Origin of the sequence: Nocardia harenae NBRC 108248 (assembly GCF_001612885.1) — a bacterium.
GTDB lineage: Bacteria > Actinomycetota > Actinomycetes > Mycobacteriales > Mycobacteriaceae > Nocardia > Nocardia harenae.
Genome location: NZ_BDBH01000011.1, coordinates 12,391 through 24,609, shown reverse-complemented (window position 1 = coordinate 24,609; position 12,219 = coordinate 12,391). Strand labels below are relative to the sequence as shown.

Annotated in this window: 13 protein-coding genes; 10 read left to right on the top strand and 3 right to left on the bottom strand. The window is 65.4% G+C overall.

Features of this window, described 5'->3' with window-relative positions; genetic code table 11:
* Window positions 1-25: 25 nt before the first annotated feature.
* The 10 genes from NH2_RS21395 (at window position 26) to NH2_RS28940 (ending at window position 8,408) form a co-directional block, all read left to right on the top strand.
* Complete coding sequence (locus NH2_RS21395) at window positions 26-478, top strand: hypothetical protein (protein ID WP_067657255.1); 453 nt, start codon at window positions 26-28, stop codon at window positions 476-478.
* Window positions 478-762, top strand: coding sequence for a hypothetical protein (locus NH2_RS21390; protein ID WP_067657252.1), 285 nt, complete (start codon window positions 478-480; stop codon window positions 760-762). Before NH2_RS21395 ends, NH2_RS21390 begins: the two co-directional genes overlap by 1 nt.
* A 53-nt stretch (window positions 763-815) precedes the next feature.
* Window positions 816-1,577, top strand: a complete 762-nt coding sequence (locus tag NH2_RS21385) for a DUF2637 domain-containing protein (RefSeq protein WP_245650701.1) — start codon at window positions 816-818, stop codon at window positions 1,575-1,577.
* Window positions 1,578-1,579: 2 nt separating this feature from the next.
* Window positions 1,580-2,956, top strand: a complete 1,377-nt coding sequence (locus NH2_RS21380; RefSeq protein WP_067657245.1) for an FtsK/SpoIIIE domain-containing protein — start codon at window positions 1,580-1,582, stop codon at window positions 2,954-2,956.
* Window positions 2,957-2,967: 11 nt separating this feature from the next.
* The gene (locus NH2_RS21375; RefSeq protein ID WP_157103903.1) at window positions 2,968-3,276 is read left to right on the top strand and encodes a hypothetical protein; all 309 of its coding nucleotides are present in this window, start codon (window positions 2,968-2,970) and stop codon (window positions 3,274-3,276) included.
* Window positions 3,276-3,506, top strand: coding sequence for a hypothetical protein (locus NH2_RS21370; protein WP_067657239.1), 231 nt, complete (start codon window positions 3,276-3,278; stop codon window positions 3,504-3,506). The genes NH2_RS21375 and NH2_RS21370 overlap by 1 nt, the downstream gene beginning before the upstream one ends.
* On the top strand, window positions 3,503-3,676 hold the full coding sequence (locus NH2_RS28945; protein ID WP_157103902.1) for a hypothetical protein: 174 nt from the start codon (window positions 3,503-3,505) through the stop codon (window positions 3,674-3,676). The genes NH2_RS21370 and NH2_RS28945 overlap by 4 nt, the downstream gene beginning before the upstream one ends.
* Window positions 3,673-4,323 (top strand): hypothetical protein, encoded by a 651-nt coding sequence (locus NH2_RS21365; RefSeq protein ID WP_067657236.1) that lies wholly within the window; start codon window positions 3,673-3,675, stop codon window positions 4,321-4,323. The genes NH2_RS28945 and NH2_RS21365 overlap by 4 nt, the downstream gene beginning before the upstream one ends.
* Window positions 4,320-4,730, top strand: coding sequence for a deazapurine DNA modification protein DpdA family protein (locus tag NH2_RS21360; RefSeq protein WP_067657233.1), 411 nt, complete (start codon window positions 4,320-4,322; stop codon window positions 4,728-4,730). The genes NH2_RS21365 and NH2_RS21360 overlap by 4 nt, the downstream gene beginning before the upstream one ends.
* An 84-nt stretch (window positions 4,731-4,814) precedes the next feature.
* Window positions 4,815-8,408 (top strand): hypothetical protein, encoded by a 3,594-nt coding sequence (locus NH2_RS28940; RefSeq protein ID WP_157103901.1) that lies wholly within the window; start codon window positions 4,815-4,817, stop codon window positions 8,406-8,408.
* Between the two features lie 122 nt (window positions 8,409-8,530).
* Here NH2_RS28940 and NH2_RS21355 read toward each other — a convergent pair whose 3' ends face one another.
* The 3 genes from NH2_RS21355 to NH2_RS21345 form a co-directional block, all read right to left on the bottom strand.
* Window positions 8,531-9,310, bottom strand: coding sequence for a TIR domain-containing protein (locus NH2_RS21355; RefSeq protein ID WP_067657230.1), 780 nt, complete (start codon window positions 9,308-9,310; stop codon window positions 8,531-8,533).
* Between the two features lie 267 nt (window positions 9,311-9,577).
* Window positions 9,578-11,869, bottom strand: coding sequence for a site-specific integrase (locus tag NH2_RS28935; protein WP_157103900.1), 2,292 nt, complete (start codon window positions 11,867-11,869; stop codon window positions 9,578-9,580).
* Complete coding sequence (locus tag NH2_RS21345) at window positions 11,866-12,210, bottom strand: helix-turn-helix domain-containing protein (RefSeq protein WP_067657224.1); 345 nt, start codon at window positions 12,208-12,210, stop codon at window positions 11,866-11,868. Before NH2_RS21345 ends, NH2_RS28935 begins: the two co-directional genes overlap by 4 nt.
* Window positions 12,211-12,219 lie beyond the last annotated feature (9 nt).

Sequence of the window (12,219 nt, the reverse complement as noted above, 5' to 3'; positions counted from 1 at the left end):
CGCTACGGACAATGAGGAGACGTAAATGGCGATCAAGAGGGGTTTCCGGTTCCCGATCGAGTCGGGTGCGGCGTTCCCGGGGAAGCTGCTGTTGATGGGGGAGATCGGCCCGGCGATCAAGTACAACCCGGACCGCAGTGCGTTGGCCGAGCAGGAGCGGGACTACAACCCGAAGACCGGTGAGGGGTCGGGGCTGCCGCTGTGGAGCGCGACGGTGTCGGACCCGGACGAGGAGAAGGCCAAGCGGGCGTCGTTCGAGGTCAAGTTCATCTCCGAGCATCGGCCGGTTCCGGCGGGGCAGGAGCTGGCGCCGGGGATCTGGCTGATCGAGCTGGAGGGGCTGACGGCCGAGGCGCGGGTGATGGGTCAGGGCGATTTCAAGTACCTGGGCTACGTGTACCGGGCGACGGGGATCAGGGGCGACAACAACACCCCGAAGGCCACCGCCAACGGTGCGGGCGCGAAGGCCGGTGCGTGATGAGCTACATCAGCACCGATGTGGACGGCCACGACGGCTTGGAGGTCCAGTACCGCCCGGAGCGGCTGCACGCTCACCACGGCGATTTCGGTTCGTCGCTGATCCCGGCCTCGGTGGTGGTCGATCTGGTCGGGGTCGGGGTGCGCTCGTATGTGTCGCTGTCGATCACCGATGCCCGGTTCCTGCTCGGTGAGCTGGCGAAGGTGCTGGCCGAGCACGATGCCGCCGAGTCCGCGCAGACCGACACCACCGTTGACGCGGTGGACGCCGGGAAGGCGGCGTAGTCGTGTCCGAGCGTTCCACGGCGATGCGGGTGGCCCGGTGGGTCGCGGTCCTGGTGATCGTGACCATCGGCGTCGCCGCCTTCGCTTTGTCCTTCGCCGCTCTCAAGGAGCTGGCGATCATGGCCCGCACCCCGCGCGAGCTGGCGTGGCTGTGGCCGGTGATCGTGGACGGCACGATCATCCAGGCGACCATCTCGATGCTGGTCCTCGCTCGCGGGCCGGAGCGGCGCTGGTTCCTCGGGGTGCTGGTGTGCGGTGCCTTGGTCTCGGTCGTCGGCAACTCCGTCCATGCGGCGATGGCCGGACAGCACCTGCCGTGGTGGGCCGCTGCCCTCGTCGCCGCGGTGGCGCCGGTGTCGCTGCTGGTGGATACCCACGGTCTCGGGATGCTGTTCCGGGCCTCCAACCGCGAGCCGGAGACAGTGGCCGAGCTGGAGACGCCTGCGGTCGTGATCTCCGAACCGGTCCCGGCCGATCCTCCTCGCCCGGCTCCGGCGCCGGTGCGTGGTCGCAAGCCTGCTGCTCGGCGTGATCCGGCCAAGGTCGCTCGGGCGATCGAGATGCATGCCGATGGCGTGAAGTTCCCGGAAATTGCTGCGGCGCTCGGGGTCTCGCCCTCGACCGCCCGCAACTACGTCGGCAAGACCCGGCCCGCCGACACCCCGGCCCCGGCACCCGCCGCCGCGCCGGTCTCCGCTCCCGAGCCTGCCCCGGTGCCTACTGCGCCGTTCACGGCTCCCATTCGTCCCGTGATCCCTGTTCGCCCGCGTCCGGTGGTGCAGCCGATGCTGCCGATCGCGGTGGGAGGTGCCTGACCATGAACCTCGAAACCCTTCTCGTCGCTACCGGTGCGGTGACCGGTACCGGTGTGCTGGCCTGGTGGCGCTACCTCGACACCACAGTCATCCGCTCGGCCACCACCGCCGAGCAGATCACCGCCGCTGCCCCGCCTGCCCTTCGTCCGGCCGCGTTCATCCTCGCTGACCCCGGTCAGTCGAACCTGATGTTCGAGGCGCTCGACCTCGGGCACCGCGACCGCGGCTTCCCCCACATCGTGCGCTGGGACTACACCCCGCACGGAATCGACGTGGAGGTGCAGATGCTCGGCGGGCAGAAGCTGGGCGATTGGACCAGCGAGGACACCTGCGACCAGCTCGCCACCTACTTCGCCGTCCCCACCGTGACCGCGATCGGGACCGACCCGAGCCACGTCCGGCTGCAACTGCGGGTCTTCGACACCCTCACCGATTCCATCCCCACCGACGCGGTGGGCTCCGGCGCCGAGCAGGAGGCGGCACCGGAGCAGCAGGTCACCCCGGAATCGGTCGGAGTCGACCTGGAGGCGGTGCCGGTCGGAGTGGCCGAGGACGGCTCGCCGTGGCTGCTGCGGGTGCTGGGCTCGCAGATCCTCGTGGCCGGTGCCACGGGTTCGGGGAAGGGCTCGGTGCTGCACTCGATCATCGGCGGTCTCGGCCCCGCGATCCGGGCCGGGCTGGTCGACGTGTGGATGTGCGACCCCAAGGGCGGTGCGGAGTTCGGCAGCGGCGCCGACCGTCTGTTCGTCCGCTTCGGCGTGGACACCGGATCGATCCTCGGAATGCTCTCCGAGGCAGTCGAACTCATGGATGAGCGGCTGGTCCGGATGCGCCGGTCCGGCACTCGCAAGCTGTACCCGAGCGTCGATGAGCCGCTGATGCTCGTCGTGATCGATGAGGCAGCGGCGCTGTCGTCCTACGCCAGCCGGGAAGAGCAGAACGAGTTCCGGCGCCTGTCGGGGCTGCTGCTGTCCAAGGGCCGTGCCGCCGCAGTGGTCGTGGTCGCTGCTCTGCAGGACCCGTCGAAGGAGACCATGCCCAACCGGCAGCTCTTCTCCGTGCGGATCGGGCTCCGGCTGGATGAGCCGACGCAGACCGCGATGGTCCACGGCCAAGGCGCCCGGGATCGTGGCGCTCGCTGCGATCAGATCAGCGAACTCACCCCCGGTGTCGGCTACGTCGGGGAGGACGGCACGACCGGGTTCAAGCGGGTCCGCGCGTTCTGGGTCTCCGACGATGCGGTCGACGCCATCGTGGACGCCTTCTCCCCGGCCCAGCCCGACACCGCCCCGGTTGTCGACTACTCCGGGTTCGATCCGGACTTCATCCCGGGCGCCGACGACAACCCGCCGGGCTCGGGTTCGGGGGTGGCGGCGTGAGGCGCGGGTTCGTGACCGAGGTCCACGTTGTCGTCTACTGCGATTCCTGCGGGGAGCTGTTCACCGATGCCGATGGGGAGTCGGTCTGCTTCGACACCAGGTATCAGGCGATCGCTTTCCTGACTTTCCTTCCCGGGCGTGCTCGGTGGGTCTACGACGGCGACAAGATCGTCTGCAATGGCTGCCGGGTTCCCGATCAGTGCGAGCAGACCGGCCACGCCTTCACCGACTCCCACGGGACCACCGCCCGGTCCCACGGCACCACGTCCTGCTCCCGCCTCTGCCTCGTGTGCGGCACCTCCGAAAGCGAGCCCCGCTGATGTCCACTATCCGAAACCTGTTCTCCGACAACCCCAACCACGACCGCGACCGGGACGCCGAGCTGGTGGCCGACACCCGCGCCGAGCGTCGCTGCCGCTGGGAACGCTCCGGCGCCGACCCCCTTGCCGTGGTGGTGCACCTGCTGGCCGAGACCGGCGACGCCCCCGGCTGGCACCTCGACCTCGCCCACGGCGACGACGGGGACGACGACTGGCCGGAGGCGGCATGAGCACCACCCGCAAGCGCGCGGCCGACGAGGTGAACCCGATCGTCGCCAAGGCTGCTGCCGGGGTCCGCAAGCGCCGGACCCGCACCACCGCCCCGATCTCCTTCGCTCCGACACCCGGGCAACTCGAACTCGAACTCTTCACCCCCACCGAGCTGGAGGATCAGCCGTGAAGACCACCACGACCACCGAGACCGGCACCGACCCGTTCGACGCGATCCTGACCGGTGCTGGCCTCGGCCTGCTCTACACCGGCTACGCCGCCGCCCTGGCGATCAAGTGGGCGGTCCTGTTCCCGGTCATCTCCGCCCCGCTCGCCTTCGCGGTGCTGGCCGGGGTCCAGTTCGGCTGGCCCGTCGGCCTCGGGCTCGGGCTCGTGGCCCTCGCGGGGATCATGCTCTGGCGACACCGTCGTCCGGAGATGTTCGAGCGGTGGGTCACCGCCCGCGCCCGCACCCGGTTCCTGACCTGGTGGCGCTACACCCGCCGCTGGGCTCGCCTGCTCACCGCCTGCAACCTCACCATCCGCGAGGGCGAGCGGGTGTTCTGCCCGCGGCTGCTCTCGGTCGCCGTCGGCGCCTCCACCGATGTGGTGCGGCTGGGGATGCTGGCCGGCCAGTCCCCGGCCGACTTCGAGAACCGCGCCGAGCACCTGGCACACGCCTTCGGCGCCGACGCCACCCGCGTCACCATCACCGGCCCCGCAGTGGTGGAGCTGTCGTTGCGCTACGGCGACTCCCTGGCCGAGGTCATCGACCTCCCGGCCCACAGCCCTCTGCCGGGCGAATTGGGCTCGACCGAGAAGGGCGAGGCGGCGTGAGGTTCTACCTGGGCAGCCACCACCCCGGCTGGCTGACCCGCACCCCGGTCCCGCTGTTCATCTCCGACGTCCGCCTCTCCCGCTACAAGACCCTCCCGCGCGCGATCGGCCGGTGGGCACTGGACTCCGGCGGCTTCTCCATGCTCAGCGTGCACGGCACCTGGGACGCCGGACCCACCCCGGCCGAATACGCCGCACGGGTGCGCCGCTACCGCGACGAGGTCGGCGGCCTGGACTGGGCGGCACCGCAGGACTGGATGTGCGAACCGTTCATCACCGACCGCACCGGCCTGGGCGTCGCCGAGCACCAGCAGCGGACAACCGGCAACACCGGAATATTCGAACTCCTCGAATTCCTGCCGCTCATTCGGCTTGCCGGCTGCGCCGGTGAGATCCGACTTCTATGAGGCCGTGCGCGGCATGTGGACCTGTCGGTCGCCGGGCGTAGGGTCCCCTCGCGGAGTGCACGACAACGACGCGAAGGGAGTTCGATGGCTAGACGGAAGGCCAAGAAGACTGCTGGCGATCGTGAGAGGATTCAGCAGCTGCACGACGGCGATCGCGCGATGCTGGCGGCGTTGGCGACTTTTGGTGATCCGTTAGCGGTAGCGCACGCGATCGTGTCGTCACCAACGGGGATGCATCGTTATTTGAGCCTGGCGCCAGCAGTGCGTGTCGCACTCCGAGCAGCAGCGCAACAGCGTCGACGGCCCAAACCTTGCGGTGGGATGACGGAATTAGTCGATCTCGCACGTTCGCGCGCAGGTGCTCTAGCTGCTATGGAAGACGCCGTGCCTATCGATCCGAGAATCGATGCGGTGGCTGTGTTCAAGGGTCGACCATATCGTGTGTTCCCCGGACTGCTAGAGCGTCCGATAGCTTCGCTCCGGACGGCCGAGCTGGTGAGCGATGCTATAGATTCCGTTCTCCGGTCGGACCTCGGATTTGGTGTCGGTGACTACGTCGAGCTGTGTCTGAGCCATACCAGCCGGGTCGTAGCAGGTCTGGTGGCGGCGTGGCCTGACGACCCGCTTCCCCAGGTGGGTGATCCCCCGTCGGTCACGACCGCCGAAATCACCGCGGCAGCGGCGGCAGCGGAGTTCTGGCGTCTGTCCGAGGACTCCAACGACTACCATCGCACCGCACTGGTCTGGGCAACGAAAGCTCCGGGCCAGCTCCGAGTGGACACCGGTCAGGGTATGGCAGGCACGTGCTTCGGCACCACACTGGCGGTCGAGGGCGCGGGCAACACTGTTTTGGCGCTTCCGCTGCCGTATATCGCCGAGAGCTGGGATTACGCAGTGGGGGTGCTGGCTCAGCGCGCAGCTGGGCGGCCAGAGTGTGAACGCGAGTGGCTGGCAGTCGCACGCAACGAGGCGACCAGGTTACTTCTGGCCATGCCAGATGCCCCGATGACCCGGATCGTTCACGGCGAAGCGGGACCGGCATTGCTAATGATGTTCGGCGATCGCCATATCCTCGCCTTCGCCGTCGCCGCTGGAATCACCTCGTGCGACCTTAGGCCGGCTGAGGAGGCTTTGGCCGCCGTCACGGCAGGCACCAGCGTGCGATCGCACTCCGGTTTGTTCGACATACACGCTGACGCAGAAATCGTTCGAGTTGTGATTGCTGCGCCGGTCGGCGCCGCCATGCTAATGACCGACCAGAACACCGCGCTGGTGACACTGTCCGCGTTGCAGTGGATGACCTCGACAAGTACCAACGCCGACCAGCTGTGGGCATATTTTCACGAGGATTTGGTCGGCAACAGGTCACTACCTATCTTCGGGTGGGATGCTGCGGATAGTTGGCAGTTCTGGAAGGCGAACGGCCAGGCGGTGCACCGAGCGGGCATACCGCCGACGGCTGTTGCTATGGCACCGCACCAAGTAGGAACCGAGGAATGTTTAGCCGCCGCGAAGCGCGGCCCGCTTGAGATGGCCCTGTTGCGGCTTGGCCTGCCCTCGAGTCGCGACCTCGCCGGTTACGACGATGGAAAACCGGCGAGGTTCTTGACTCCAGACCACACCCTGTGGGCGATGGCGACGTTGGAGCCGTTACAACCACACACGGGCACCATCCTCGCCGAACTTCTCGATGGCGACATACCGCTAGAGCTTGAGGAATTCGCTTTCCACCTTCTGGGCACGGTCTGTCGCGTAGCGCTACACAACCCAGCAGCGGTGTCTGCGGCCCTGCGCGAATGCGACTTAAACGAATGTGTCGTCAGGTTACGGTTCGATGCCGATATCAATGAGCCTCTCGTGCTCGGCGATGCAGAAGAAGTCATCGAGTTGCTATGGAATGCCGATCTTCCTCAAGCCGGCGTCGAGGAGCCTGATTTCATTCAGGAGAGACTCGGACAACTATTTACCAAACGCCTCAATCAGAAATCCGAGGCCGGTCAGGCTGTTAGCGTGCTGAACGATGTATGGTCGACTGTTCCTAGGATGCTGATGATCTCTGCGGCTGCCCCGCCTCAGCGGGCCCAAAACCTGCCGCAACCCCCCTCGATACCCGAGTGGTCGATATCGCAGGCAAATCGAAGCCTGGGTGCGCACTTGAGCAATTCCGGCTGCACGGTCGGCGACAGAAATCGCGCCGAGTCCCGGATTCTTGAGCTTGAGGTCGTGGTGCCCTGGATCAAACGTCAAATTTCCGCTCAGTTCGACCGTTTCGACCCTGCCGCAGTCGTTCGCCGGGCCGCAGTCGAACTCGAAGCGATCTCGTCGGCTCGACACAAAGAGCGGCATCAACGCAAGAACCACCAATACCTTCCGACCTCGGTTGCATCTGTCGGAAATCTGGACGTCGCTAACGACACCGATACACGATTGGGGCGCCACTGGGCGGTCTGTGCGGCCTTGCTCGAATTAGGTTTGGCTGCAAGCCCGGGAGGAACTCAGGATCCCGACGACATCGAGTGGTCTCATCTGATGGCCGCTGCTGGCTTATTCGTGGACTCCACCGTTCGCTGTGACGCATTACTTCACGAATTGAGCAACGATCGCACCAGGATTTCGGACAGCTACGAGATCACTATTGAATCGGACTCAGAAACATCAAGCGCGGTCGATACTAAGGCCTTCAACAATGCGCGTCTGCGTCATGCTCGCAGGCAACTCGGCGACGACGTGGCTCATGACAGTGGACCGGACCCTGAGCAAATCCTCGCCCGCATCGATCCTGCGATGCTGCGGGAGATCGGATGTACGGCCACGGCCCTATTAAGCGTGTGCTCAGCACTGGCGAGTTGGCCGGTCACCGATGCTATGCCCGTTGCAGAGGCTTCGCTAGCAGAGATCTGCGACCATGTGGCGACGCTCTATGATCTCGATGATGACGCACAGGTCCGGGCGGCGGTTAAAGAGCTGACACTGACCAGAGAAGGCCTTGCGGCCGAGACTGTTCAGCCATGGAAGGGCCGATCGCGCGATCAGCGGTTGATGACACGACCGATCGTAGCCCTCAACGAGGGCACCCTGTTGATACTTCCCTGGAACGCGGGGACAAGCGGACTCATCTTGGCTGGCTACCTATCTGACGGACTGCTACCTTGGCCACCTAGTCGACTCGACCGATATCGCGAGCTGCGGAAGGCGCTCGACCAAGTGCGTTTGCTGCGTACAAGGGTGCTGGAAGACCAAGTCGACGCCGAACTGAGACGTCTTGGCTTGGTCGTGCGCAGCCGAATCAAGCCTCAACATGCCGGGACGATCGGTATGAGCAGCCTGCCCGGAGAGGTGGACCACATCGCCGTCAACACGGAGACAGGCGAATTGTGGGTGATCGATGACAAAGATCTGGCTGAGGCATATACGCCGGCTGAGATAGCCCGTGTGGTTGATCAGTTCTTCCGCCGCGACAAGGGGGAAATTCCGAAGCTACAGGCCAAAGCCGAGGCAATACAGGCAAATCTAGTCGCTGTCGCTGCTGCGCTTGGGGTGCCTACTCCGCGATCGGTGTGTCCGTTGTTCGTGTCTCGCACCCCATTGGCTGCCGCATACACCCCGTCGCCCACAGTGGAGTTTACGACGTTAGGAGATCTGCAGCATGTTGTTGCCGCGTCCCGATTCACAAACTGAGGATTCCAAAACTTAGGACTAAAGCCACGATGAGCTCCTTCCAGGCCCACCACTCTGCAGGCGAGATCGATGCAACCCCTCCGTGAACCAGCTCCAGCCTCATGGTACGCAACAGCTAGTGCTCAATCGAGCAATGCGCGAATATCCGTCGCAACGCCCGCCCGATTCAGTTCCTTCGCAAGTGGCAGTTTCCATGCACCGTTCGGGTCCAGCGGGATGTAGACGATGCCGTCGGTGTCCGATGGCCGCTCAATGCCGGACTCCACGAGCAGCGCTACCCGTGATCGTCCAAGCTTGCCGATGAAGAAACCGAGCTCAAAGATTACGTTTTGCCTGGGACGAGGCGCCAGCTCATCGGGGGTACTCTTGGCGGTGCCGAGGTCGTCGCTGCTAGCAATGATGATTGCGAACGCGGCCTCTGCGGCCGCACGCTCGAATTTTTCGATGATCGTGTCGCCCTGGTTGGGGTACTCGCTCAGAATTGTTGGCTTGACACCGGCGAGATCGCGGACCAGCGTGGCGACCTCTAGCTTCCGAACATCGTCGTGCCCATGAACTATAAATACGCGAGTACCGCCGGGTGCAGCGGTCTCACCCTGAGCAGTTTCGGCCGGTGCCAGCAACTCTATCTCGCCAATAGCGGCCTTCATTAGCGCAACGGTTTGTTTTATTCCGCTCCGGCGAGCGCTGTCGAAGACACTGTCGGGTGAGTCACTGAAGAAAGCGAGAGGGGTGAAGCTTACATCGGCCAACTTCTTGTAAGTAGGATTATCGACCCCGAGCGTCGTGCGCAGCGCAACATCGTTCTGCGCTCGCCAGTACTCAAGATCGGCTATGTCACCGTCGCTGTCCACCGCATCGATCTGCTTTTGAATGGTGGCGATCTTGCGCTTGTGGTCCATGAGCCAATCATATCCTGTAAGCCACGACGGTACCGTCTCTCGCCTACGCGTGTCAATGACTATTCATAAGTGCAGCCGCTCGGATGCATTCCGATGCCAGCTTTTATTGGTGACCGAACCCGCACAACACCGCAATGCTGCGTGGTGCGCTGACTAGCAGAAATGGCCCAATGACAGATTCCACCGAAACAGCTCCGCAATACTTCCGGGTGCCGTCAACATCCAGAGATCAACTATGGCGTGATTTGCCGGTGTAGCCAGGGGGTATCAGGATTGGCGGTCGCTGACGTAGTTCGTCCAGTTGCCTCCCGCTTCCCCTGCCCATCTGACGGCCGTCGATGGTCGAAGCCCGAGCACGCTGGCGACGATGGCGGGCGGCAGTTCCGTGGACAGTTGACGCAGGGCCGATGCCCGCATCGGGCGGGGCTGAATGTCGAGGGCGACGAGTCGATTCGCGAGCGGAATCGGCCCCATCGGGCGACCCGGACGTGCTCCCGGGAACAGCCATCGACCGGGGAACTGCATGGATGGCCCGTCGCGGAGGGGGCACGGCAGCTGGACGATGAGCGAGGCGAACGGTTCGGGGAGTTCCAGCTCGTCCTTGCCGAGCCTGAGCATGATCGCTTGGCCGTCTTTGCGGATGTGGTCGAGGGTCAGCGCCGTCACCCGCGCCAAGGGCTGAGCGTAGAGCACGACTAGCGCGGCGGCGATGCGGTCGGCGGGGTGGATTGAGTCGTCGTCGACGAGTCGGCGGGCTGTGGTCCAGCGCGATTCAGGGTCTGTTGGTGTCGTGGGTGTTCCGCGATATTTCGGTGGCATCGACAGGGTTCGCGGAAGGTGGCGGCGACGTTTGGCCCAGCTCAGGAACGGCCGGATTCGATATCGCTGCGCGGTTCGTTCTCCGAACCAGTTGTCCAAGTCGTCTTGGCGGCAGGTGGCGAGGGATCGTCCGGTCGCGGCGAGACCGGAGAGGAAGGCCACCACCTCGCGCAGGTCCTGCCGAGCGTTGCCCAGACTAGAGCCCATGTGCTGTCCGGCTTCGGCGCGGCGACGCAGTCGTGGCAGCACCTTCCAGTTCAGCCACGATCGCACTGTTCGGCTGTCCGCCTGGTCGAGAACGACCAGGATCTGCGGCAGTTGTGCTGCCCAGTCGTTGACTCGGCGAAGTGGGTCCGGCGGCAGGGCACCGGCTCCGACGAGCAGGTGACGGAGGTGTTCTACGTCGCGGCCGGCGGGGAGCTGGTCGAGCGCGGTGTGAGTGAGAGCTATCTGTCCGTCTCGCAGTGCCGAGATGCGTTCTGCGACATGCGGGAATGCCAGCCACATCCTGGTCGTCTTCGGCTTGGCCGCGAGGATCGGTTCCCGCAATGCGGCCAGCGGTCCGCCGTCGTCGGGAAGCAGCTTGTCGACATCTCGCCGCAGTGCGCAGCGTTGGCATACCCACGCGTCGTCGGATCGGGTCCGATGAGCCGGTTCGCCGCAGTCGTCGCACGATTTCAGGACCAGACTTCGACATCGACGGCAGGTTCCAGCGTCGCCGAGTCGTTGATCGCAAGTGCCGCAGCCCGCGCAGGTGCCGCGGACGCGCGGTCGAGCCCGGTCGGTGCGGCATCGCCCGCAGATGTTCTCACCGGGCAATCTCGATGACCGGCCGCAGGCTGGGCAGTTTCTTGTGCAGGCGTCGCAGCGCACTACTCCGGGACTGATGGTTACGGGGTTCAGGCTGATGTGCGGGTTCGGTCCCGCGTGCTGCAGGCAGTCGTGGCAGATCAGAGCGGGAACGTTTGCGGCGGCACCGGTCGACACCAGAGCGGCGATGAGGTTGGCCGTGGCGCCGGGAGGCCAACCCGGCGGCTGGCGCTTCTCCTGGCCGAGCTCGGCTGCGACTCGACGGAGGTATTCCAGGTTCGGAGCGACAGCGTCGATGACGGCGATGATCGCCGCGCGGTCTGTGTCGGGGTTTCGGGCCAGAACCCAGTCCGCGATGCGGTCGGTCAGTTCGGCCGCCTCGCTCTGCCGTCGGCGACCACGAATGCACATCTGACACAGGGTGCGGCCGTCCGCATCGAGAGCGTATGGTCTGCGGACTTTGCCGCAGGCCGGGCATGGCCGCTTTTCCTGCGACCGGCAGTTCGCGCATGTGCCACCATCGGCGCGCTTGTGCCTGCGTTCGTGGCGGCCGCATCGCGCGCAGACCGGGTGCCGGGGTGCGATGCGTCGAGCTCCGGCCTCTGCCAGCAGCCCGGCGAGACGATGCAGTGGGGCAATGTCGCTGGTGGGGCCGTTGGACAGCGCGTCCGGGTGTTCTGCCAGGTATGCGGCGAGCATGCTCGCGTGGCGCTTGAGCGGAGCCGCCGTGCGAACCGCAGCATTGATGACGTCCATCGGTATCTCCGGTTCGACAGCCACGGCCGCGGCGATGATGCGATCCCGCTTCCGCTGTAGGTCCGCTGCGGCGACGTGGCGTTTCTTGCAGCGGCCGCACCAGCGTCCGCCCTGCGGTGTGATGCCGATGAGTTCGCGCTTCTCACCGCAGACCGAGCACGTCCCGGGGATCACTGCCGCCGGATCTCGGCACGGCGGGGCTTGCGGTCCACGGTCACCGTGTCGGCTTTCGCCAGCACGCCGCCGGTCCCGGTGGCCTTGGATCGCTTGGTCTCGACTACCGGCTCGATGAGGTCGTTCGGCGTGCAGTCGAGGATGTCGCACAACGCCATCAGGATCGGCAGGCTCAACCGTTCCGGTGTTTGGGTCACCAGCCGGTATACCTGCGCCGACGACAGGGTGACGCCGCGCTCAGCGAGCAGGGGCACCAGGTCTGTGGTGGCGAACATGCCCTTGCCTGCCATCAGCGTCCGCAGGTGCCAGCGGTATCCGAGCTTCCGACTCCGGCTCGTCATCGGTTCCTC

Excerpts from the sequence above, each read along its gene's own strand:
- NH2_RS21395 (WP_067657255.1), top strand. The coding sequence starts at position 26 with ATGGCGATCAAGAGGGGTTTCCGGTTCCCGATCGAGTCGGGTGCGGCG.
- NH2_RS21390 (WP_067657252.1), top strand. The coding sequence starts at position 478 with ATGAGCTACATCAGCACCGATGTGGACGGCCACGACGGCTTGGAGGTC.
- NH2_RS21380 (WP_067657245.1), top strand. The coding sequence starts at position 1,580 with ATGAACCTCGAAACCCTTCTCGTCGCTACCGGTGCGGTGACCGGTACC.
- NH2_RS21370 (WP_067657239.1), top strand. The coding sequence starts at position 3,276 with ATGTCCACTATCCGAAACCTGTTCTCCGACAACCCCAACCACGACCGC.
- NH2_RS28945 (WP_157103902.1), top strand. The coding sequence starts at position 3,503 with ATGAGCACCACCCGCAAGCGCGCGGCCGACGAGGTGAACCCGATCGTC.
- NH2_RS28940 (WP_157103901.1), top strand. The coding sequence starts at position 4,815 with ATGGCTAGACGGAAGGCCAAGAAGACTGCTGGCGATCGTGAGAGGATT.
- NH2_RS21355 (WP_067657230.1), bottom strand. The coding sequence starts at position 9,310 with ATGGACCACAAGCGCAAGATCGCCACCATTCAAAAGCAGATCGATGCG.
- NH2_RS21345 (WP_067657224.1), bottom strand. The coding sequence starts at position 12,210 with ATGACGAGCCGGAGTCGGAAGCTCGGATACCGCTGGCACCTGCGGACG.